Source organism: Amniculibacterium sp. G2-70 (genome assembly GCF_014353055.1).
Classification (GTDB): Bacteria; Bacteroidota; Bacteroidia; order Flavobacteriales; family Weeksellaceae; genus Amniculibacterium; species Amniculibacterium aquaticum.
In genome coordinates this window covers 921,404-942,714 of record NZ_CP060698.1, presented here as the reverse complement: position 1 = coordinate 942,714, position 21,311 = coordinate 921,404, and the positions used below count along the sequence as shown (strand labels likewise).

Here is a 21,311-nt window from a genome sequence, read left to right as displayed (position 1 = left end):
TGCGAAGATAAAAAAAACACTCGTTCAAAACGAGTGTTTGGTATTGTAATCTTATTTTATTTAAAACTAAGCTTGCAAGTATCTAGAATAGGCATAACCTTCTACACCGTCTTCATTTTTAACTTTCCACCATTCGGAATTGGTTTGTTCTACCAATGTTACTTGACCGTTGTGGGCAGCTTTTCCAACAACAGCAGCTTCTGTGGACGGTTCTTGTCTTAGGTTTAGGTTAGACGACTCCGTGATTACTTTTAGCGCAGCTCCAGCAACCAATCCTACCACCTGAACATTGATGTTGATGTCCGATGCGGAATAAGAAGCGTCGATAGCGCCCAAAGCATTCCATACGGCGTCTTTACCGGCAGTATCACTTGCGTTTCCCGAGATATAAAGGATGCCATCTTGTTCGATAACTTGTAGTTCGGAGATTCCAGCGCCTTGTGCTGCACTCACTACACCTGCATATTTATCTTGTAATATTCCCATGGCTCAATTATTTTACAGTGTAATTAAAGTTAACTTTTCCTACTTTCAAAGCATCAACAGATTCTTTGATTTTTCTTGCTTGAGTTTGGGAAACATCTCCTGTCAAGGTTAGTTCTCCGTTCACAACACCCACTTTTACAGAAGGAAAGTCTTTCAATGCATCTGTGATTTTTTTTGTGATGGCCGGGTCAATTGCAGAAGCGGTTTCAACCACGGTTTGTACAGCTGCTTTTACAGAAGCCATATCCATAACATCTTTTACTCCGGTAACTTTTTTTAGTGCATCAATTGCTGCTTGCTTGTCAGCATCAGACGCAAACTCTCCACTAAGGTGGGCAACGCCGTCTTTTACTTCAACTGAAGTCCCTGCATAAGAGGTTAGTGCAGTTGTAGCTGCTTTGGAAAGATCCGCGTCGGAAATTGTTTTTTTACAAGAAATAGAGCCGAAAGAAATAGCGATTGCTAAAACGGCCATGCTAAATGATTTTTTCATAAGTGTATTCTATTTAATTAATAACCAAACAAAGATATACTTTTTTTGGAATTGTGTATTTAAAAACTGAAAATTTTATTAAAAATATATTTTTCACACAAAAGCACCAATTTAAAAACTAAATTGGTGCTTTTGTAAAATGGAATTTAAAGAAATTATTAACCTCTAACTTCTAATCTCTAACTTCTAACCTCTATTGATGTGGTAGTAAGCCAACATTTTATAATACAATTTCGCTGCGAGGAAAGCCGTAGGTTTGCTGTACGGCGAGTCCATCAGTTCTACAATATCAAAGGCGACCACATTGCATTTTTCAAACACTTTTCTTAGCAGTTCCAAAGTCGGATACCACTGCAATCCGCCCGGTTCCGGCGTTCCTGTTGATGGAGCAATGGACGGGTCAAAGGCATCTAGGTCGATGGTGATGTACACATTGCCCGAAACTTTTTCCAAAACATCGTTGATCCAGTTTTCGTTGTGGGCAATTTCGTGCGCCCAGAAACATTGTCCTTTTGGCACATACTGCATCTCTTCGATGTCGCAAGAACGAATTCCCACCTGTACCAAATTCAGTTTCTGCGAAGCTTCGTACACCGCACAAGCGTGGTTAGAAGTCGATCCGTGGAAATCCGGTCTCAGATCGGTATGCGCATCCAATTGCAAAACGGTAAGGTCAGGATATTTCTCGCCCAGAGCACGGATAGAGCCAATGGAAACCGAGTGTTCGCCACCAAAAAGGGTGAACAATTTGTCCGACTTCCCCACCAATTCTTTTGTCTTTTGGTACACGGCTTCCGTCATGGCTTCAGGAGTGGTGTTTTCACTGACTTCTCCAGCCAAGAAAACCCCTTCCAAATACGGCTCGGTACCGGTTTCTATGTCGTACAATTCCATATTTTCCGAAGCGTCCAAAAACAGTTCAGGACCTTTGTCGGCACCTTTGCCCCAAGTCGAAGTCCCGTCGTAAGGCACGGTAACTAGGGTTACTTTAGAGTTTTCATAAGTGGCATTTTCCTCAGGAATGGCTGCGTAAGTTTTCATATTTTTAAGTATTTATTCAAAAATTTAACAGCGCAAATATACAATTTATAAGTTTTTCTTGGGGCAGCTTATCCATCTTCCGCTCCCACTCTTTTGCTTGTCGTACCTCCTCGCAAAAGGAGTTCCGCTCAAGCTGGGCTGCGGGAGTAGAGTCCTTAAGAAATAAACAAGTTGATTTTAATGACTTTGGAGGTTAGGATATTTTTATCATATAGAGTTATATATGCTGTTCAATAAGTTTTCATAGGAAATAAAATTTTTACGATGCTCACTCTTTTTATTCGTTAATTTTTTGTCGACTTCAAATAATAATTTCTATGAGAATCTATGTGGTTAAGGTAAAAACAAAAGAAGTCTCATTGTGGTTAGAGAACTTTACAACAAAGTTCAAAATGAAGGCGAAAGGTTACGAGAGTTTTTATTGATATTGTGTTAAAGTATGTTAAATTTTTAAGATATATTCGTGAAAATTTGCATAGTTTTAGTTTTAGTTTTAGTTTTAGTTTTATCTCATTAACAATAAAAAATAAAAAAGTTATGAGAAAAATCATCAATTTTTCACTCTTAGTGATGTCATTTGTAAGTGTATTGAATTGTTCAAGAGAACATTTTGAAATGAATTTACAAAAAAGTGAAAATGGGAAAAAGGAATCAACTTCAAAATTTTCAAATGAAGATCGAAGGAATTATTTTTCAAAAGAAGCAATTATCAATTATTAAAGTAGATAAGTATACAAGACAAAAGAGTGCTTATGAAATAGAAAATGTTTCAGAAGTAAATTTAGAGGAATTAGAAACTAATAATCCAGACTATGAATTTCATACAATGAAATTTGTTTTATATAGTACTGGTGATATGCAGGTTTTTAATAATGAAAATGATTTTATTAATTATGTAAAAGATAATTCGACTAGTGCAAATGTAGTGATGGAGTTTTATCTTGATGGATATAAGATAAATGATGTTGTGGTTACTAATGGTGAATTTTTAAGTTTTTCTCAGTTAAATTCTACTCCACCAGTAAAATACCCGTGTACCTACCAAGGTATTAGAAAATGTGTTGATGAAGGGATTCATAGCCAGAATTGGTTTCAAATGATAAAATGCATTTCGGAGGGAGTTGGGTGTGTTCTAGATTGGTATATTAACTGTACAATAGATAATTGTCCTACAAAAGTAAAAACAGTAATACAATGAAATTAAATGTAAGTGCGTTAAGGGTTAAGCTCCCACATTTTTGGTTGTTTTTTGTAGCCTATATTTTATTAAATGTCATCATGCGACAGTTTAATCAAAGAGAAGTTATTACAGAAATGACTTATATGATTTATACAATAATAAGTTTTGTTATATTAATCATATTGGGATATAAAAGAGTACAAGATGCAGGGTATTCTGGTTTTTTATTTCTTATCCCATTCCTAAATCTTATTTTGGCAGGTATGCCCTCCAAGAAAGATTAAAATTGAAATCTCCTTGCACAGCTTGGAGATTTTATTTTTTTTGGGAAAGATTACATTAAAAATTATTTTCCCTAATTTCGTAATCAAAATTCAAAAAAACAATTGCTATGGAAAAATTGAAACTGTCGATGCTGTTATTAATCTTCTCCATCTTGGGATTTGCACAAGATTTTGTCGGTTCTTGGAAGGGAAATCTCGAAGTCATGGGACAACAGCTCCCTTTGGTTTTTAATATTTCCAAAACGCCTCAAGGATATTCATCAACCATAGATTCGCCCATGCAAGGAGCCGTGGGGATCCCTGTGGATAAAACAGAAGTGGTTTCCGGTGAAATTATCCTGACCCAATCTGCCATGAATGCAAAATTCAACGGAAAAATAACAGATGGAAAACTGAACGGAACCTTCTCGCAAAACGGAATGCAGCTGCCTCTCGTACTTGCCAAAACCGATAAAAATGATCTGGGACTTCACCGACCACAAAGTCCAAAACCTCCCTTCGATTATCTGCAGGAAGAGGTCATCATAAAAAACAATAAACTAGGAAATGCATTAGCGGGGACTTTGGTTTTACCAAAGAATTTTAATAAGAAATCACCGGTTTTGGTGCTGATCACCGGATCTGGAGCCCAAAATAGAAACGAAGAATTGTTCGGTCACCAACCGTTTTTGGTGATCGCCGATGATTTTGCAAAAAAAGGAATCGCTACTTTGAGAATGGACGATAGAGGTGTAGGCGGTTCGGAAAAAGGAAAAGAAAACCCGACTTCTGCAGATTTTGCAACCGACATCGATGCCGCTGTTGAGTTTCTGAAAAGTAAAGGTTATCAAAATATTGGACTTCTCGGTCACTCTGAAGGCGGAATGATCGCTCCAATTGTGGCTTCGCAAAATAAAAATGTAAAATTCATGGTCTTGCTTGCCGCTCCCGGAGAGCCGATAAAAAATCTGATGATCCAACAAAACGAAATGATCGGAAAAGCAGCCGGGATGAGCGAAACTCAATTGGAAAAAGCCAAAGAAATCAACGCGAAGATTTATGATTTTGTCATCAATTACAACGGGAAAGATTTGGAAAGCGATTTGAAAAATCAAGTGTTAAAATCTCAAGGGCTATCGGGCGAAGCGTTGGATGCCAATGCCGAGCAACTCGCCAATCCGTGGATGGTGTATTTTCTGAAATTCAATCCGGAGGATTACTTGTCCAAAATAAAAATTCCCACTTTTGCACTGAACGGAAGCTTGGATATGCAAGTTTCGGCAAAAGAAAATTTGGAAGGTATAAAAAAATCCTTGGCCAAAGCGGGAAATAAAAACTATAAAACAGAAGAATTCAAGGGTCTAAATCATCTTTTTCAAACTGCAAAAACGGGAAACCCCAACGAGTACGGACAAATCGAAGAAACGATGGCGCCGCAAGTTCTTGGTGCAATTTCAACTTGGCTATTGGGTTTGAAATAACGGCAGAGAAACTGTACCTTTGCAAAAATTTAATAAAAAGCAATGAATTTTAAAGCAGTTCTTTTTGATATGGATGGGGTGATTGTGGATACCGAACCTCTTCACCGTAAAGCCTATTTCAAAACTTTTGACGATTTGGGCATCCATGTTTCAGAAGAATTTTACGCCTCTTTTACAGGCAATTCGACCAAAAAAGTGTGCGAAAAATTAATTGAACGATTCGACCTTAAAGAAAGTCACGAAGAAATTACCGCCATCAAAAGAAGGTATTTCAAATATTTATTCGACCACGATGAAGAGTTTGATCTAATCCCGGGCGTGTTGGATCTGATCAAGCATTATCACGAAAACGGAGTGAAGTTGGTCTTGGCAAGTTCGGCAAGTAACAATACCATCAATTGGGTGTTCGAGCGATTTCGTCTGGATCCTTATTTTGTTGGAAAGATTTCCGGTGCCGACCTGAAAGAATCCAAACCCAACCCGGAGATTTTCCTGAAAGCCGCCGAAATTGCTGGCGAGCCCAAAGAAAATTGCATGGTGATTGAGGATTCTACCAATGGGATTTTGGCCGCCCACAGAGCTGAAATTTTCTGTGCGGCATACAAAAGTCCACATTCTGAAAAGCAGGATTATACCCTGGCCAACATGGTGGTAGAAGACTACAAAGAATTGGAAAAACAATTTGTAGAAACTTATTTTTAATAGAAAAAGCCTCCTGATTTTCGGAGGCTTTTTTGTTATTTATTTTTCTCATACAATTGATGGATCAGCCCATCGGCAACGGAAATTTTTGGGACATATATTTTTGAAATATCGGCCCAATGCAATACTTGGGTATATATCTCTAACGCAGGTGCCAAAACATCGGCTCTGTCTTCTCGAATGTTTAGTTGCTCCATTCTTTCGGCTACCGATAATTTCGAAATTTCTTTGTGCATTTTTTTCAGATACGACAAAGTCATGGCTTTGCCTTCTTTGGTTTTGCTTAGTGAAAATACCTTGTTGATGTTGCCTCCAGAGCCAATAGCTAAAATCGGTTGGTCGGATTTTATTTTGCTTTTAACCTCGTTCATCAGGTTTTCCCATTGCTTTTTTTCGACCAAATTGTTCAACAAACGAATGGTGCCGATGTTGTACGATTTTTTGAATTTCATTTTGCCTTTTTCATAAAAAGTGAGCTCTGTAGATCCACCTCCGACATCGATGTACAGATAGGCGAAGTCCTTGTCCATGCTTTCGGCAATGTGGTTTTCGTAGATGATGCCCGCCTCCTCGTCACCGGAAATAATTTCGATGTTGATGTTGGTGGTTTCTTGGACTATTTCTATCAAATCGTTTCCGTTTTTGGCGTCCCTCATGGCCGAGGTTGCACAGGCACGGTAATGTTCGACTTTGTAGATGTCCATCAGATCCTTGAAGATGTTCATGGTTTTTATAAACATGGCTTGTCGTTCCGGACCAATTTCACCGTTTTTGAATACATCCATCCCCAGCCGAAGTGGGACTCTCAAAAGATTAAGCTTGGTGAATTCTTCTTTTTTTCCGGGTTGTTTTTTAACTTCGTTGATGAGCAATCTCGCGGCATTACTCCCAATATCGATGGCGGCTAATATCATGTTTTAGATAGATTAATGGTTGTTTTTTACTCTGTTGTTCAGATAATGAAAGATCTCAATCTGAGATCGAAATTCCTTCTCGTTGGATTTCACATAATTATTGACAAGATTTTTATCCAAAATTCTGGCTTTTACATTGTCCTTCAACTGGATTCGTAGCAGTTCAACAATTTCTTTTTTTAAGGATTTCGATTTTATTTTTACAGCTGCTTCTACACGGTAATCCAAATTTCGTGTCATCCAATCGGCCGAGGAGATGTAGATTTCTTCACTTCCTTTGTGGTGAAAATACATTACTCGAGCGTGTTCCAAATACTCATCTACAATAGAAATTGCATTCATTTTCTTTTTGAACGATTTTTGGTTGATGGCACAATAAATCCCACGAACGATCATGTTGATTTCGACACCGGCTTCTGCTGCCGAATATATTTTTTCGATGAGGCCTTTGTCGCTGAGCGAGTTTACTTTTAGGATGATTTCGGCTTTTCTACCGGCTTTGGCTTCTTCAATTTCTTTGTCGATGAGGTGTTCGATTTTCTCCCTCATAAAATTGGGACAGACCAATAAATTTTTGAAGGTTTTCATGCTCTCCAAAGTCACCGTTTTTGGACTTTTTAGCACATTGAAAATTTTATTGATGTCCGCCATAATCTCCCTGTCCGAAGTCATCAAGAGGTGGTCGCCGTATATTTTTGCTGTTTTCTCATTAAAGTTTCCGGTACTCACAAATCCGTATTGTATGGTTTTGTTGTTGATTCTTTTTTTGATGATGCACAACTTGGCGTGTACCTTTCGGTTTGGGATTCCTGTGAGGACTTTAATGCCTTCGGTTTCCAGGATTTTTTTCCATTTCAGGTTGCTTTCCTCGTCGAACCGAGCTCTAAGTTCCAGCATGACCGTTACTTCTTTGCCGTTTCGTGCAGCACCAATCAAGGCATTTACAATTTTAGATTTTTCAGCCAATCGATAGGCGGTGAGGTTAATGGATCTTACATCCGGATCAATCGCGCTTTCCCGTATCAAATCAATTACAGGGGTAAACTGATGGTAGGGAAAGGTGAAAAGTAAATCTTTTTTCAGGATAATGTCCGAAATGCGATCTCCAGAATTGAGCTCTGGATGCCGGATTTGAGTTCGTTCCAACAGTTTTTTATGTTCCGAAAAAACATTAGGAAAATCCATAAAATGTTTGAAATTATGAATTTTTCCACCCGGGATGATGCTGTCTTTTTTTGTGAGATTTAGTTTTCTAATCAAAAATTCTAACAAGGCATGATCCATATCTTTGTCAAAAACAAATCGGGTAGGCTTTCCTTTTCTACGGTTTTTTATTCCTTTTTCAATTTTATCAGCAAGTGTGGTGTTGATGTCGTTGTCCAGGTCAAACTCGGCATCTTTTGTAATTTTAAAAGCATGTGCATGGAATTCATCATAACCAAAATATGAGAAAATATGAGGCAAACAAAGCTTAATGATCTCTTCCAAGAGGATGATGTTTTTCTCTTCACTGTTTTCTGGAATGATGAAAAACCGGCCTACAAATCTGGACGGCACTTCGATAATCGCATATTGGCTGTGGTATTGTATGTTTTTTTTGCGCATCACAATGCCCAAGTATAGGCTTTTGTCCCGAAGATAGGGCATGGGTAGGTTTTCGTGCAATATGATGGGTATGGTGTTGTTTTCTACCACTTCGTCAAAATATTTTACCACTTCTTCCTTTTGTTTTTTACTAAGATCTTTTATGGTTTTTATGTGGACATTTTGTTGAGCCATTTCTTTTTGGATGCTCTTCCAGGTTTTGTCAAAATTCTTTTGATGATCAATAACCGTATTGTTAATTTGATCGATGATTTTTGAGGGTGGAGCAAAAAAACTTCCGGTGATGAATTTGTCTTTGAAATCCATCGCTCTTTTGAGTCCAGCCACACGAACTCTGAAAAATTCGTCCAGATTGTTGGAGAATATCCCTAAAAAACGAATTCGTAGATGCAAAGGAACGCTTTTGTCCATGGCTTCTTGCAATACTCTTTCGTTGAAGGCTAACCAAGTGAGATCTCGAGGATTAAAGGGTGTTGACATTGTGTGTGGGCTTATGATTCAAAAATACAGAATTAATCCTGATAACAAGACAAATTTATATTAAATCTAAATAAGGCTTTGAACTCTGATTAAAAGTTTTTAAATTTGGGAAATTCCTAAATGAAGGCAATGGTAGAAGAAAATTTAGTTCGAGAAACGCACGGCGAAATAAAAAAAGCAATTAAAGGTGAGCGCATCGTTTGTGAGGGCGATTGTTCTCAGTATTTTTTTTATCTGATCGAAGGCGAGTTGTCGGTGTTTAATTTCACAGAAGAGGGCAAAGAGTTTCTTCAGCATAAGGTGATGAAGGAACATTTTTTTGGCGAACCCGCCGTTTTGTTGGGCAAGCCGTTTCCTGGATCGGTGGAGGTGAGTTCGGACAAGGCAAAAATTCTCAAAATAAAGAGAGAAAATTTCTTGGACTACTTGTTGGGACATCCGGAAAAGTTGATGGAATTCACCAAATCCATTGCAGAAAAAGCCCTGAGAGGAAGCCAATCCTTGAAGAGTATCGTATTCTTAAATCCTGAAGATCGTATCCTGAATCAATTGAACGATTATAGAAATTCACAAGGAAATCCAGGTGAGCCCTTACTGATCCCAATGACTCGAAAAGAAATATCCAACATGACGGGACTGCGAATAGAAACCGTAATCCGTACGATAAAAAAGATGGAAAAAGAAGATAAGCTGACCATTAAGAATGGAAAGGTTTATTTTTAAATTCAATAAAAAATTCAAATTTATAATTTATGAAAAGTTTACATATCTGGCTCAAATTCGCAATATTCAACCTATTTATTGTTGCCGTTTTGGGAACGGTTATGCGTTACAAAATTGCATTCTCACTTCCGATAGTCGAACAAAAAAACCTTCAACAAAGTCATTCGCATTTTGCTTTTTACGGTTGGATTACATTTATTATTTATGTTTTAATCGTAAAATATTTACGAGAAGTTGTTCCCAACCTTAAAGAAGGAAAGTACAAATGGTTGGTCATCTCCAATCTTGTAGCCTCTTTCGGTATGCTTATTTCTTTCATTTATAACGGATATTTTTGGTTGTCCATTGCTTTTTCAACCATGGCATTGCTCACCAGTTTTGTGTTTTATTTTGTTTTTTCAAAAGACATGAAGGGTATTTCGGACATTTCAAAAAAATGGTTGCATGCTGCGTTTTTCTTTGCCGTATTTTCATCTTTAGGGGTTTTTACTTTGAGCATCATGATGGCGACTAAGAATTTTTCTCAAGATGTTTTTTTAGCTTCAGAATATTTTTATCTCCATTTTCAGTACAATGGATTTTTCATTTTTTCTTGCATCGCTTTCTTGTTGAATAACCTTAAGAAAATGGGGGTTGCACCTTCTGAAAAAGAAAATAATTTAATTTTTTGGTTGTCCTTTGTTGGATGTTTGGTCGGATACGGATTGTCCGTTTTATGGTTCAAAATGCCGCTTTGGATGTTTGCAGCCATAACCGTTACAACGCTCATGCAGACTTGGGGTGCGTATTTGTTGTTTAAAGTGATTAAAGATAGATGGTCGGTGATCAAGCAGCATTGGTCTCCCATGCTTAGGTTAGTCTTGATCTATGTTGGTTTCGCATTTGGAGTGAAGATTATATTGCAATTGGGATCTAATATCCCGGCTGTTAATCAGTTTGCATTTGGATTTAGAAATATTGTAATTGCTTATCTGCATTTGGTTCTTCTTATGTGTGTGTCGGCATTTTTGGTAGGCCAAATGTTGGCGTCCAATCTATTTTCTCTTTCCAAGGCGCTGTTGCTGGGTGTTCAATTTTTCCTTCTAGGCGTATTTCTCAATGAATTGGTTTTGGGATCAATGGGGTTGTTGTCGACAATTTATTTTACCATTCCATACACGGCAGAAGCTTTGGTGGTGATATCGTTTTTCATAATGTTTTCGGCTTTCTACATCTTTATGAATATGAATAAAGCAAACGATTAATTTCAAAACATTTCAAATAAAAGAAACTCCGATTTGGAGTTTTTTTTGTGATTAATTTTAAAATTTCAGGCTCCTTTTCTATAAGAATAATTTGCCCTATCAATAGTATTTTGAAACAAAAAAAGCAGCACCTAAATTGCTTTAGATGCTGTTTCACAAACATTAAATTCAAACTATTATGATAAAATTCTTTCTATTGAGGGAGGATTACACCGTCCACAACATGGACAATCCCGTTGGATGCCGGCACGGAGGCCACGATGTTCACGGTTCCGTTAACGGTTGGTTTTCCATCCACCATTTTAATGGTGATGTTTTTACCATCGACCATACCTAGATTTTGACCATCGGTAAATTGTTCTGCTTTGATAACACCAACATAAGTATGATGTCCAAGGATATCGGTTAATTTGCCGTTGTTCTCAGGCTTTAACAAATCTTCTACTGTTCCTGCAGGCAGTTTGTCAAAAGCAGCATTTAGCGGTGCAAATACGGTAAATGGACCTGCGTTGCTCAATGAAGTTGCCAATCCTGCGGCTTCCACACCTTTTACCAAGGTTGAAAGATCTTTGTTTCCTGCAGCTAATTTTACAATTGTAGGCTCAGAATCTTCATCTTGTACAGCTTCTTGTCCACCGGCTACATTTTCTGTAGAGGTAGCAGCAGCTTCTGTTGGAGCAGCTTCATTGGGCTTGCAGCTCCAAAGTACCAAAGAAACTAGGGCGAGAGTTTAAAGGGACTTTTTCATAACGATTATTTTTATGTAAAAGTAGAGGGTTTGGTCTTAATTTAAAATGATGAAAGTCAGTATTTTTATTTTCGCACAGTGATTTATGTCATATCACTAAACAATTTGTCTTTTCGGTGTAAATATTCTATTAAAAACAAAAAATCACTTAACATTAAGTGATTTTTGTTGCTAAAGGTCTTTCTTGTTAAATTTTATCAGGGAAATTAAAAATGGAAACACGGCCCAAAGAATCAGTACGACCATGGAGATTCCTAAGCCGCCTCCTGATCCAAAAACTTGCTTGAAGATGGCACCCGTATGACCAAGCATGGCGGAAATGTTGAGCTGTAACAGAACAAATATCCTGGACAGTCCTACGGGATTACTAGCTGTTAGTCCCGCCATGATGCCCTCTATTGGATAATCCGAAAACTGAAAAGAAAATATTAATAAAAGGGCATCGTAGATAATTCCGAAAAACATCCAAATGAATATGGAAACGCCTATTCCTTTTGCTCGATCTCTGCTGGTAATGGCTGCCAACATGGACAATGAAGTGAAAATTATGGACAACATGATCCCTACAATGATCAATGAAAAACCGACTTCTACAGAAGAATAAATGGCAATTGGGATGCCACAGCCTATTAAGAATGCAAAAACCAAAGCAGTAGACAATCCTAAAAATAAATTGAACCACACCTTACTTCTTGCTACGGGCTGACTGAGGAGCAACTCGATAAATTGACCGGAATTGTACACATAAATGGTCGAGAATATAATACTGACCAATGGGACTACCAACAAGACAATGTTGAGCAGACTGAGTGTGGTTTTTGTGCTGTTGCTGTCCAAACCAAGTACAGACCAGGAAATAATGAAAAGTAAGATCGTGTAGAATATGATAATTTTATTTTTTAATATATCAAAAAGTATAAATCTAGCTATTTTATTCATTTCAATTAATTTTTACGAGATTATATTTGGGTTCTAGCATCTCCCTTCATGTTTTTCAATATGGAAATAATTCCGTCAGAGATTTTTTGTGTGCTGGTTTCTTTCATCAATTCTTCTACCGATTGGTGAACAAGAATTTTACCCTCGTTCATAAAAACAATTTCACTCACAATATCATCCAACTCGCTCAGAAGGTGAGAGGTGATGATGATGAGTTTGCCCTTTGCTTTTTCTTTTAGAATTTTATTTTTCAAAATTTCCGATGCCAAAGGATCCAGTCCAGCAGTCGGTTCGTCCAGAATAATAATGGAAGGATTGAACATGAATGCCAGTACAGCACTTACCTTTTGGGTTGTACCTCCGGAAAGGGTTCTCATCTTTTTGTCGAACATTTTTTCCAACTGAAAAGCTTCGAGCAATTCGGTGTCCAATTCATTTTCCGGAATATTTCTGGTTTCCTTGATCATTTTTATGGTGTCTTCTATGGACATGTTTTCTGGATACCGTCCTATTTGTGGCATGTATCCAATATGCACTCGGTATTTGTAATGATCTTTTACGGATTCGCCATTCACGATGATGTCTCCTTTTTCCAAGACATTTAATCCCAAAATACTCTTGATAAGGGTGGTTTTGCCACAGCCATTCGGTCCGATAAGTGCCACCGATTGCCCGTCTTCAAAATTTACATTGATATCGTTGAGCGCAGTGAATTTGTTGAAGTTCTTACTCAGATTTTTTATTTCTATCATGGTTGAGTTTCAAATTTATAAGATTTATGACACGAGGTGCAGTTGCTTAGTATGCCGTTCAATTGTTCTTGTGTTTGCTCTTTGTTGTATTTTTTTCTAACCGCTTCAGCTAGTTGATCGAACTTGTCATGGGTGTCAAACCCTAATTTTTTAAATTCGATTGGAAGTGCTTTTAACAAACCTGTTGGGATATGTTCGGTTGCTGCACCACCGGCTTTTTCTGCAGCTTTTATTATTTGTTCGGGATTGTTGTGGGTAAGGCCTAGGTTTATTTCTTGTATCGTTTCTAGGAAACCACGCATTTCTGCCATTACAAAATCTTTATTTTCCTTACTTGTAATTATGGCTCTTCTTTGGTCTTGGTCTGCTGGTTTTACATCTCCTTTTACCATGAAATAATAGATCAGAAAACCATTGAAAAACAAAGATATAATGAATGCAATGGGTATTATTTTTTTCATTGAATTAAATTTTGATCGGTTTCATCAGGGGCTTATCATCAACAAAGTTTTCTGGTGTAAGGCTGGGTAATATTTTTTCCACCCTATCCATGAGGTCAACAAAAAAAGAACGGAAAAGCAGCATCACAGACGGGTTTCTTTCGGATAAAACGGCATATAAACTTAAAGGATGGTAAGGGATATCGGAAATTCCATCTTTGTTGAGGTCGTATCTTTCATCGTTTTTGTCCCAGAAGTTCGATTTAAAATCATTCAAAACCATGGTGCCGTTGGTGCTGATGTCGAAAACATTTCCCAAGAAATTGTTGTTGTTAATTCTATTCTCCATACAATTGGCATTCACTTTTAGTCCCCATCCGTTGTTGCTGAATTGGTTTTTGTAAAAATCAATCTTGGTCGCTCCGTCCATGAAAATGCCTGTGGTATTGTTATCGAAATAATTTTCCTTAATCTTTGAGAATGAAATCTCTTTCAGTAAAAGTCCATAACTAGCATCTCCCCAGTTGTTGATAAACCGGTTGCCAACCATGCCTACATTGTTGCTGTACATAACGGCTACACCGGCATCGTTACCGTCAAAGGTATTGTGAGAATAGATGTTGTCGTTAGAAAACATGAAGTGCAAACCGTATCTAAGATTTTTTTTAGAATAGTTTCTGGCAACATAGGAGTTGAGTACTTTTTCAAGATAAATTCCATCTTTATGCCCCTCGACATAGTTGTTTTTTATCCAAAGCTCGTCGCTGCTCCAAGCGTGGATACCGTCACCAACTCCTTCCTGAGATTTGGATCTTTTTGTTGTGAATTTGTTGTTTTGGATTAAACATTTGTAGCCTCTTTGTATAAAAATTCCGAAATAATTATTTTCAAAAATATTGTTTGCAACGGTTGTGAAGTGGCTGTCGTACAAGCGAAGCGCTCCAATATTTTTCACCTCGTCTTCTCCAGAATTTATTATTCTAAACCCTTTCAGTACGATATGATTGGCCCTAAAAGATAGGATTTCGTACTTCATTTCGCCATCCAAAATGGGTCTTCCGATACCCAAAATGGTAAGTGGTTTTGTGATGTTGAGATTTCCTTCCTTGTAAGTGCCTGCATCCACCAAGATGCTGTCTCCAGGTTTAGAGACTTTTATTGCTTGTTGTATGGTTTTATAAGGCTTGTCTTTCCCCACTTTTAATGTGGTTGCTTGTAACCAGAATGGACAGGTCAATAAAAAAAGAAGAAATTGTTTCATGTTGGTATCCCAAGGTTGTAATAGATAAGAGTGGAAAATCAATATAGACTCTCCACTCTTTTGATTTGTATTTTCTATCTAAATTATAAAATCACAATGAAGAATTTTTATTCTACACCAAATTCTTTTTTAGCTTTTTCAGCCTCTTCCTTGCTTTCATAGGCTTGCATATTGCCTCCCATTGGAGATTTTATTGATCCTCCTTTGATGAAAGTAGCCTTTTCAAATTCAATTAATTTTTCCGACGGATAGTCGGTAACATAAGTTTTGGCATTGGCTACTTTGTCCGCATTGGAAGTGACATAACCATTCATGCATTTGATGTCATCAAATTTGTAAATTCTACCTTTTTCGGTTACCAGTTCTGTTGCATATTTAACATTTTCTATGGACATTTTGCAATGTTCGCATTGTTCGCCAACAGAAATTTTCTTAGGATCATCGCTTCCACATGAAGCTAAAAATAGTGTAAAAGTAGAGGCTGCTAGGATGTTCTTAATGTTTTTCATGTTTCAAATTTACAAATGATTAATGGGAATTGATCGTAAAAAGGATTGATTAATATCAAGTATTTATTTTTACTTATTCTATTTTTTGTTAAAAGGCTAAAATATGAAAAATCCTACTGAAAACCAAATGATTTACTTGCTCTTTAGTAGGATTTTTTTTAAGTGAGTTGTTTGAACTTATTTTGCTTTTTTAAACTCGATATAACAAGAGATCATTAAAAATAAAGCAACACCAAACATGATCCATCCTCCAATGTCGGGATAGGAATGGGCTGTGAAGTTTAATAATTGTTTAGACCCAATGAGTGGCGGTTGGTAAGACATCCCAGGTACAACAATGGCTGCGTTAGGATCCAGGTTGTGTCCATAATCGTACTCCCATTGCCAAAAGTCGTACATAAAAGCAATACCAAATACCAAATACAAGATGGTAATTCCGTACAACCAAGCTTTCTTTCCGAGTGCTGCAACCAAAAGACAAATGGCACCAAGAATTCCTAATGCGTAAGGCATGATTTTGAATTCTACAAATTCATCTGCCTTTATTTCTTTCATCCCAATATAATGGTTAAGACCGTTGATGATGTCAAATTCTCCAGCCAATTTGTTGGAATGGATAAACATGCTTAATCCTTCCGGGTACTGCGGTGCTTCGAGGTAAATGGCCCAAATGGGAGTGAAAATACTAATGAATAATCCGATGCCTGATAAGGCCAATAAGATTTTTGAAATTTTTTGTAATGAATTGGTTTTCATTTTATGATGTTTTTATGATATTCTATTAATGGTTTTAAAGTATCGTATAAGGATTTATAATTCAACCGTATTTATTAATTCGGGAAAATCTTCAAAGAATTTTAGGGGAATATACCTTGTATTTGGTGATATAAATTTACGATAATTTACGATAATATCTTTGTGATAACGGTTACAAACTGACAAATGTCAGAGTAAAAAAAGGGCAGTAAAACTGCCCTTTAAAATTTTATTTTTTTTACTTGGTTTCCCCTTGCTTTACGGGACCTTGAGCATTGTCTTTTTTATTGTTAAGACTGTAGATAAGTGGAGTGTTGCTTCCTGCTGGAGAAACTCTTACATATCCTTGCATTTCTTGGTGAAGTGCAGAGCAGAAGTCTGTACAATACATTGGGAACATTCCAGCTTTTTTAGGAACCCATTTCAGAGTACAAGTTTCACCAGGCATGATTAATAGTTCTGCATTCTCATTGCCTTTAATTGCAAAACCGTGTGGTACATCCCAATCTTGTTCTAGGTTTGTGACATGGAAGTACACTTCATCGCCAACTTTTATTCCTTCAATGTTGTCTGGAGCAAAGTGAGAACGGATACTAGTCATGTAAACATGGACTTTGTTGCCTTCTCTTACCACTTTAGACTCAGCTTCACCTTTGGTTACATAAGGGTTTTTGTTTTCCTCTAATTTATAGAATTTTACTTGGTTTTTAGAGATTAACTCAGCTGGGGCAGCTTGTGCATAGTGAGGTTCTCCAAATGTAGGGAAATCCAATAATAATTGCATTTTCTCTCCACTGATGTCAAACAATTGAGCGGATTGAGCCAATTCTGGACCTGTTGGCAAGTATCTGTCTTTAGTAATTTTGTTGTAAGCTACTAAATATTTACCGTAAGGTTTTGCAGTATCTCCACCTACAACCATCAAGTGACCTACAGAGTAGTAAGTTGGTTGTCTGTCAATTACTTTTAAAGATTTAATATCCCATTTTACAACTTCAGAAGAAACGAACATTGAGGTGTATGCATTTCCTTTTCCGTCAAATTCTGTATGCAACGGACCAAGACCTGGTTTTTGAACTTCACCGTGCAATGCAGCTTCGTACTTAATTACAGGTACTCCGTCATAATCTCCAGAGAATTGCTTACCGGCAATTGCTTTTTGGATTTTATCAAAACTGAATACAGGGATCAATGCTGCCAATTTACCAGATCCTACGATGTATTCACCCGTTGGGTCAACATCACATCCGTGTGGAGATTTAGGACAAGGGATCATGTACATAGCATCTTTCATGTCTTCTACAGAAAGTACTGTAACTTCTTGCTCCATTTTTGATGTAGCCATCTGAGTGGATTCATCAAATTTATTGTGAGCGTATTGGGTTTTTACTTTACGACCTTTACCGGCTTTAGCCAATTCCTCAGCTTTTTTCCAGTTCACAGCCATGATGAAGTCTTTGTCGTTTTGAGATGCATTAACCTCTAGTAAAGTGTTTGCTTTTTCGGAATTGTAGCAAGAGAAGAAGAACCAATCTTTGGATTTTCCTTTTCCAGAGTGAGACAAGTCAAAGTTAACACCAGGTGCTTCAATTTGGAAAGATAAATTCATATCTCCAGATTCTTTATTTACACCGATAAAAGAGATCACTCCTTTAAAGTTTTCTTTGAATGATGAAATAGGCACATCACCGTTCATATCGTCTGTTGGAACAGCAAAACGAGTTCCAGCTACAACATACTCTGTGTTTTCTGTGATAAATGGAGAAGAGTGGTTACCGGCAGAGTTTGGCAATTCCAAAATTTCTACGGTTCTAAATGTTTTTAGGTCAACTCTTGCAACTCTAGGTGTGTTGTTTGCGTTGGCGAAAATCCATCTTCCGTCTTGCTCTCCATTGGTTTGTGATAGCTCCAAATGGTGCTGGTCATCCCAAGGAATAAACCCGTGTGAAGTTTGAAGCATGGGTTTAGTTTCTTCAGAGTATCCGTATCCGTTTTCTGGGTTAACAGAGAAAATAGGGATTACTTTTAATAACCTTCCACTTGGCAATCCATAGACATTCATTTGTCCATTGAAACCACCACTCACAAAGTTGTAGATCTCATCTAACTTTCCAGGTGCAACATACACTTTTTGTGCTGCGTCACCGGTTGCTACGCTTTCGGCACCCTTAGGCTTACAGCTGGTTAGAGCTGTAAGCATAGCAAGTGCTGAAAGTCCAAAAAATTTCAAACTTTTCATTTTATTTTTGTTTTGTTTTTTTTTGCTTTTAGAGCTTATTTTGCTCCGTCATTTTGTCTCATGAACTCCAAAATGTCTCTAGCTTCAGTGTCGCTAAGTCCTTGGTTTGGCATTCTTACTAAACAAATTTCCAATTGCTTTTGCAATTCTGGATCTACATCAATCATTGGATCTGGGTTCGTAATGAAGTTCATGATCCAGAAAGGTTCGTGCTTAGATGAAATTCCTTTCCATCCTGGTCCAACCAATTTTTCGTCAGTAAGTTTGTGGCAAGAGAAGCATTTTACTTCTGCAGCTTTCTTACCAGCATCAGCCATTGCGGCATCAAACTTGCTAACATCTACATTGGATGCATCCCATTTTCCCATACCTCTTTTTGGGTCGTAAGATCCCGCGTCAGCAGCAGCAGGAGCAGCTGCGTCAGCAGCAGGAGCTTCAGTTGTAGCAGTGTCTGCAGTTGGTACGGTGTCGGTCTTTTTGTCTCCTCCACAAGAAATCATTGCGAAAGCGAAAGCAGTTAATGCTAAGAATTTTAAGTTTTTCATAATAGTATCATTTATTTGTTAGCAAATTTACAAGGCTTAGTGAATTATCCGTATGATTGCAATCATAAAATCAACATGATATATATTAGCGACTGTTTTATCTTAATATGATTGAAGTCATAGGTGGTAGGGTGTATTTTTTAGATTTTTGCAGAGTTAAATATTAAAAGTATATTTTGAAAATGAAAAAAATATTCGGAATTTCGATTTTAGCTCTTGCTTTAGTAGCATGTAGCAAAGAAGCAAGTACTCAACCTGCTCAAGATACTAATGTAATGAAAGAAGAGCCTGTTGCTGCACCTGCTGGTGGAGAAGCTGCTGGTGGTAACGAAGGATTGGCATTAATAGAAGGAGCTGACTGTATGGGTTGTCATAAAGTAGATGCTAAATTGGTGGGGCCATCTTACCAAGAAGTTGCAGCTAAATATACGGAAGCAGATATCGATAAATTAGCAGATAAAATTATCGCTGGTGGTAAAGGAAGTTGGGGAGATATTCCAATGACACCACACGCAGGTATGAGCAAAGACAACGCAAAGAAAATGGTTGAATACATCCTTTCTTTGAAGAAATAATTCTTTTTCATAGTAAATATTCCAAAAGCATCTCGATTTTAAGAGGTGCTTTTTTTATATCATCTTTTGTCTTTCTTTTTCCGTAGGCAAAGAGCAGTTTTTTATCTTAATTTTGTGTCTATTCTTTGATATTTTATCATAGAAAAAGTTTGTGAGAAACAAAGGGAGAATATTCATGCTGGCCAAGATCTGATACTTTCCACCTAGGAGTTTAGCAATTTTTAATAAGGCTTCGGATTTAGTGAGGTAATATTTTTCTGGAGACCATAAAATCAGCGTGTTGAATATTTTATTTTCCAAACCTCTGGATTTTAAAAAGTTTTGACCAAAATCAGATTGTAACGAAGCGAATAAAAACAGGTCTTTTTGATCTCTTCTTAATATCCATTGTACCCAATAATTGCAAAAACCACAGTCGCCGTCGTACAAAACATAAAATTTTTCGGTATTTATTTCCACTTTATCGTGTTTTAGATTTGCTAATTTAAAGTTAATTTATTACAAATTTGAAATTCTTATCTTTGCAAAAATTTTTGGGCTCGGAAGGACCGAGGAACCCATTCTTAACCTCTTCGAAAAGAAAATGAAACGAAGAAAGAAATAAAATTTTTATGAGCAATATTGTAGCCATTGTCGGCCGTCCCAATGTAGGGAAATCCACTTTATTTAACCGTTTATTAGAAAGAAGAGAAGCCATTGTAGATTCTACTTCCGGAGTTACCAGAGACCGTCATTACGGAAAATCCGATTGGAATGGTGTCGATTTTACGGTGATTGATACCGGAGGGTACGATGTCAATAACGACGATGTTTTCCAAGAAGAAATCTCCAAACAAGTTCAGTTGGCAATAGACGAAGCCACCTCCATCATTTTTATGCTGAATGTGGAAGAAGGTTTGTTGGAAACCGATCACGAAATCTATGCGATGCTGAGAAAATCCGGAAAACCAACTTATATCGTTATTAACAAAGTTGATTCATCTAAAGAAGAACTTCCAGCAACAGAATTTTACCAATTGGGTATAGAAAAATATTACACCATATCCTCTGCAACTGGCTCTGGAACAGGAGACTTACTGGATGATGTCGTGAGGGATTTTCCAACGACAGATTACAAAGATCCATTCGAAGGATTGCCAAAAATTACAATTGTGGGAAGACCAAATGTAGGGAAATCTACACTGACCAATGCTTTGTTGGACACCGAAAGAAATATTGTAACCGATGTGGCAGGGACAACCAGAGATTCCATACAGTCGTTGTACAATAAATTTGGACATGAGTTTGTATTGGTAGACACTGCGGGAATGAGAAAAAAGAACAAGGTTTCTGAAGACCTTGAATTTTACTCCGTAATGCGTTCCGTACGAGCCATAGAATATTCTGATGTGGTCGTAATCATGGTAGATGCCACTTTAGGTTGGGAATCTCAGGATATGAACATCTTCAGTATCGCCCAAAGAAATAGAAAAGGTATTGTTATTTTGGTGAACAAATGGGATTTGGTCGAAGATAAGAAAACCAATACCATGAGGGATTTCGAAGCGGTCATCAAGCATAAAATTGGTCAGTTCTCAGACATTCCGATTTTATTTATCTCGGCTCTGACAAAACAAAGAATTCTAAAAGCCGTAGAAACAGCCATGGATGTGTACAACGATAGGGCTAAAAAAATAAAAACATCCAAACTGAACGAAGTGATGTTGCCTATTTTTGAAAATACACCACCGCCTGCAATTAAAGGAAAGTACATCAAGATAAAATATTGTGTACAGTTGCCAACACCATCGCCTCAATTTGTATTTTTCTGTAACCTACCACAGTATGTGAAAGAACCGTACAAACGATTTACAGAAAACCAACTTCGTAAAGAATTTGGATTTACCGGGGTGCCAATCGAAGTCTATTTCAGACAAAAATAAGTTGGGATAAGTC

Annotated in this window: 23 protein-coding genes; 8 read left to right on the top strand and 15 right to left on the bottom strand. The window is 37.3% G+C overall.

The window, feature by feature from the left end:
* Nucleotides 1-66 precede the first annotated feature (66 nt).
* The 3 genes from H9Q20_RS04320 to speB all read right to left on the bottom strand — a co-directional run bounded on the left by H9Q20_RS04320 (nt 67) and on the right by speB (nt 2,020).
* On the bottom strand, nt 67-486 hold the full coding sequence (locus H9Q20_RS04320) for an SH3 domain-containing protein (RefSeq protein WP_124639707.1): 420 nt from the start codon (nt 484-486) through the stop codon (nt 67-69).
* 7 nt (nt 487-493) lie between these two features.
* A complete protein-coding gene (locus tag H9Q20_RS04315; RefSeq protein WP_187478372.1) occupies nt 494-979 on the bottom strand; it encodes a BON domain-containing protein in 486 nt (161 codons plus the stop codon).
* Between the two features lie 186 nt (nt 980-1,165).
* Complete coding sequence (speB, locus tag H9Q20_RS04310) at nt 1,166-2,020, bottom strand: agmatinase (protein WP_124639710.1); 855 nt, start codon at nt 2,018-2,020, stop codon at nt 1,166-1,168.
* 670 nt (nt 2,021-2,690) lie between these two features.
* On the opposite strand from speB, the gene H9Q20_RS04305 reads away from it, so the two are divergent.
* From H9Q20_RS04305 to H9Q20_RS04290, 4 genes are all read left to right on the top strand, one after another.
* Nucleotides 2,691-3,218, top strand: coding sequence for a hypothetical protein (locus H9Q20_RS04305; RefSeq protein ID WP_124639712.1), 528 nt, complete (start codon nt 2,691-2,693; stop codon nt 3,216-3,218).
* Entirely contained in the window at nt 3,215-3,484 is a 270-nt protein-coding gene (locus H9Q20_RS04300; RefSeq protein ID WP_124639714.1) for a DUF805 domain-containing protein, read from the top strand. The genes H9Q20_RS04305 and H9Q20_RS04300 overlap by 4 nt, the downstream gene beginning before the upstream one ends.
* Before the next feature lie 107 nt (nt 3,485-3,591).
* Nucleotides 3,592-4,944, top strand: a complete 1,353-nt coding sequence (locus H9Q20_RS04295; RefSeq protein WP_187478371.1) for an alpha/beta hydrolase family protein — start codon at nt 3,592-3,594, stop codon at nt 4,942-4,944.
* 42 nt (nt 4,945-4,986) lie between these two features.
* Nucleotides 4,987-5,646: an HAD family hydrolase gene (locus H9Q20_RS04290; RefSeq protein ID WP_124639718.1), complete on the top strand. Its 660-nt coding sequence runs from the start codon at nt 4,987-4,989 to the stop codon at nt 5,644-5,646.
* A 35-nt stretch (nt 5,647-5,681) separates the two neighbouring features.
* On the opposite strand, the gene H9Q20_RS04285 is transcribed toward H9Q20_RS04290, so the two are convergent.
* Both H9Q20_RS04285 and ppk1 read right to left on the bottom strand, forming a co-directional pair.
* On the bottom strand, nt 5,682-6,560 hold the full coding sequence (locus tag H9Q20_RS04285; RefSeq protein ID WP_124639720.1) for an exopolyphosphatase: 879 nt from the start codon (nt 6,558-6,560) through the stop codon (nt 5,682-5,684).
* A gap of 12 nt (nt 6,561-6,572) precedes the next feature.
* Entirely contained in the window at nt 6,573-8,645 is a 2,073-nt protein-coding gene (gene ppk1, locus H9Q20_RS04280; protein ID WP_187478370.1) for a polyphosphate kinase 1, read from the bottom strand.
* A 120-nt stretch (nt 8,646-8,765) separates the two neighbouring features.
* On the opposite strand from ppk1, the gene H9Q20_RS04275 reads away from it, so the two are divergent.
* Both H9Q20_RS04275 and H9Q20_RS04270 read left to right on the top strand, forming a co-directional pair.
* On the top strand, nt 8,766-9,368 hold the full coding sequence (locus H9Q20_RS04275) for a Crp/Fnr family transcriptional regulator (protein ID WP_124639724.1): 603 nt from the start codon (nt 8,766-8,768) through the stop codon (nt 9,366-9,368).
* 29 nt (nt 9,369-9,397) lie between these two features.
* Nucleotides 9,398-10,612, top strand: coding sequence for a hypothetical protein (locus H9Q20_RS04270; RefSeq protein WP_187478369.1), 1,215 nt, complete (start codon nt 9,398-9,400; stop codon nt 10,610-10,612).
* A gap of 193 nt (nt 10,613-10,805) precedes the next feature.
* Here H9Q20_RS04270 and H9Q20_RS04265 read toward each other — a convergent pair whose 3' ends face one another.
* From H9Q20_RS04265 to H9Q20_RS04225, 9 genes are all read right to left on the bottom strand, one after another.
* Complete coding sequence (locus H9Q20_RS04265) at nt 10,806-11,324, bottom strand: fasciclin domain-containing protein (RefSeq protein WP_187478368.1); 519 nt, start codon at nt 11,322-11,324, stop codon at nt 10,806-10,808.
* 207 nt (nt 11,325-11,531) lie between these two features.
* Entirely contained in the window at nt 11,532-12,299 is a 768-nt protein-coding gene (locus tag H9Q20_RS04260; RefSeq protein ID WP_187478367.1) for an ABC transporter permease subunit, read from the bottom strand.
* 20 nt (nt 12,300-12,319) lie between these two features.
* A complete protein-coding gene (locus tag H9Q20_RS04255) occupies nt 12,320-13,051 on the bottom strand; it encodes an ABC transporter ATP-binding protein (RefSeq protein ID WP_187478366.1) in 732 nt (243 codons plus the stop codon).
* A complete protein-coding gene (locus tag H9Q20_RS04250) occupies nt 13,048-13,512 on the bottom strand; it encodes a cytochrome c (protein ID WP_124642335.1) in 465 nt (154 codons plus the stop codon). Before H9Q20_RS04250 ends, H9Q20_RS04255 begins: the two co-directional genes overlap by 4 nt.
* Before the next feature lie 4 nt (nt 13,513-13,516).
* Nucleotides 13,517-14,752, bottom strand: a complete 1,236-nt coding sequence (locus H9Q20_RS04245; RefSeq protein WP_187478365.1) for a nitrous oxide reductase family maturation protein NosD — start codon at nt 14,750-14,752, stop codon at nt 13,517-13,519.
* Between the two features lie 107 nt (nt 14,753-14,859).
* Nucleotides 14,860-15,261 carry a nitrous oxide reductase accessory protein NosL gene (locus H9Q20_RS04240; RefSeq protein ID WP_124642339.1) on the bottom strand — a complete coding sequence of 134 codons (402 nt, stop codon included), beginning with the start codon at nt 15,259-15,261 and terminating at the stop codon, nt 14,860-14,862.
* Between the two features lie 177 nt (nt 15,262-15,438).
* Complete coding sequence (locus tag H9Q20_RS04235; RefSeq protein ID WP_124642341.1) at nt 15,439-16,017, bottom strand: hypothetical protein; 579 nt, start codon at nt 16,015-16,017, stop codon at nt 15,439-15,441.
* Between the two features lie 238 nt (nt 16,018-16,255).
* The gene (nosZ, locus tag H9Q20_RS04230; RefSeq protein ID WP_124642343.1) at nt 16,256-18,256 is read right to left on the bottom strand and encodes a Sec-dependent nitrous-oxide reductase; all 2,001 of its coding nucleotides are present in this window, start codon (nt 18,254-18,256) and stop codon (nt 16,256-16,258) included.
* A gap of 35 nt (nt 18,257-18,291) precedes the next feature.
* Nucleotides 18,292-18,801, bottom strand: coding sequence for a c-type cytochrome (locus H9Q20_RS04225; protein WP_124642345.1), 510 nt, complete (start codon nt 18,799-18,801; stop codon nt 18,292-18,294).
* 275 nt (nt 18,802-19,076) lie between these two features.
* Here H9Q20_RS04225 and H9Q20_RS04220 point away from each other — a divergent pair, with 275 nt between their 5' ends.
* The gene (locus tag H9Q20_RS04220; protein WP_241154768.1) at nt 19,077-19,376 is read left to right on the top strand and encodes a c-type cytochrome; all 300 of its coding nucleotides are present in this window, start codon (nt 19,077-19,079) and stop codon (nt 19,374-19,376) included.
* Between the two features lie 54 nt (nt 19,377-19,430).
* Here the strand turns inward: H9Q20_RS04220 and H9Q20_RS04215 are convergent, their stop codons facing one another.
* Nucleotides 19,431-19,835: a thiol-disulfide oxidoreductase DCC family protein gene (locus H9Q20_RS04215; RefSeq protein WP_187478364.1), complete on the bottom strand. Its 405-nt coding sequence runs from the start codon at nt 19,833-19,835 to the stop codon at nt 19,431-19,433.
* Between the two features lie 152 nt (nt 19,836-19,987).
* Here H9Q20_RS04215 and der point away from each other — a divergent pair, with 152 nt between their 5' ends.
* Complete coding sequence (gene der, locus H9Q20_RS04210) at nt 19,988-21,298, top strand: ribosome biogenesis GTPase Der (protein ID WP_124642352.1); 1,311 nt, start codon at nt 19,988-19,990, stop codon at nt 21,296-21,298.
* Nucleotides 21,299-21,311 lie beyond the last annotated feature (13 nt).

Bases quoted from the DNA above. Each gene is read 5' to 3' on its own strand.
- nosZ (WP_124642343.1), bottom strand. From the start codon at position 18,256: ATGAAAAGTTTGAAATTTTTTGGACTTTCAGCACTTGCTATGCTTACA.
- H9Q20_RS04290 (WP_124639718.1), top strand. From the start codon at position 4,987: ATGAATTTTAAAGCAGTTCTTTTTGATATGGATGGGGTGATTGTGGAT.
- H9Q20_RS04315 (WP_187478372.1), bottom strand. From the start codon at position 979: ATGAAAAAATCATTTAGCATGGCCGTTTTAGCAATCGCTATTTCTTTC.
- H9Q20_RS04305 (WP_124639712.1), top strand. From the start codon at position 2,691: ATGAAGATCGAAGGAATTATTTTTCAAAAGAAGCAATTATCAATTATT.
- H9Q20_RS04255 (WP_187478366.1), bottom strand. From the start codon at position 13,051: ATGATAGAAATAAAAAATCTGAGTAAGAACTTCAACAAATTCACTGCG.
- H9Q20_RS04225 (WP_124642345.1), bottom strand. From the start codon at position 18,801: ATGAAAAACTTAAAATTCTTAGCATTAACTGCTTTCGCTTTCGCAATG.
- H9Q20_RS04250 (WP_124642335.1), bottom strand. From the start codon at position 13,512: ATGAAAAAAATAATACCCATTGCATTCATTATATCTTTGTTTTTCAAT.
- H9Q20_RS04235 (WP_124642341.1), bottom strand. From the start codon at position 16,017: ATGAAAACCAATTCATTACAAAAAATTTCAAAAATCTTATTGGCCTTA.
- speB (WP_124639710.1), bottom strand. From the start codon at position 2,020: ATGAAAACTTACGCAGCCATTCCTGAGGAAAATGCCACTTATGAAAAC.
- H9Q20_RS04270 (WP_187478369.1), top strand. From the start codon at position 9,398: ATGAAAAGTTTACATATCTGGCTCAAATTCGCAATATTCAACCTATTT.
- H9Q20_RS04275 (WP_124639724.1), top strand. From the start codon at position 8,766: ATGAAGGCAATGGTAGAAGAAAATTTAGTTCGAGAAACGCACGGCGAA.
- H9Q20_RS04220 (WP_241154768.1), top strand. From the start codon at position 19,077: ATGAAAGAAGAGCCTGTTGCTGCACCTGCTGGTGGAGAAGCTGCTGGT.
- H9Q20_RS04300 (WP_124639714.1), top strand. From the start codon at position 3,215: ATGAAATTAAATGTAAGTGCGTTAAGGGTTAAGCTCCCACATTTTTGG.
- H9Q20_RS04240 (WP_124642339.1), bottom strand. From the start codon at position 15,261: ATGAAAAACATTAAGAACATCCTAGCAGCCTCTACTTTTACACTATTT.
- H9Q20_RS04295 (WP_187478371.1), top strand. From the start codon at position 3,592: ATGGAAAAATTGAAACTGTCGATGCTGTTATTAATCTTCTCCATCTTG.
- ppk1 (WP_187478370.1), bottom strand. From the start codon at position 8,645: ATGTCAACACCCTTTAATCCTCGAGATCTCACTTGGTTAGCCTTCAAC.
- H9Q20_RS04260 (WP_187478367.1), bottom strand. From the start codon at position 12,299: ATGAATAAAATAGCTAGATTTATACTTTTTGATATATTAAAAAATAAA.
- H9Q20_RS04285 (WP_124639720.1), bottom strand. From the start codon at position 6,560: ATGATATTAGCCGCCATCGATATTGGGAGTAATGCCGCGAGATTGCTC.
- der (WP_124642352.1), top strand. From the start codon at position 19,988: ATGAGCAATATTGTAGCCATTGTCGGCCGTCCCAATGTAGGGAAATCC.
- H9Q20_RS04320 (WP_124639707.1), bottom strand. From the start codon at position 486: ATGGGAATATTACAAGATAAATATGCAGGTGTAGTGAGTGCAGCACAA.
- H9Q20_RS04245 (WP_187478365.1), bottom strand. From the start codon at position 14,752: ATGAAACAATTTCTTCTTTTTTTATTGACCTGTCCATTCTGGTTACAA.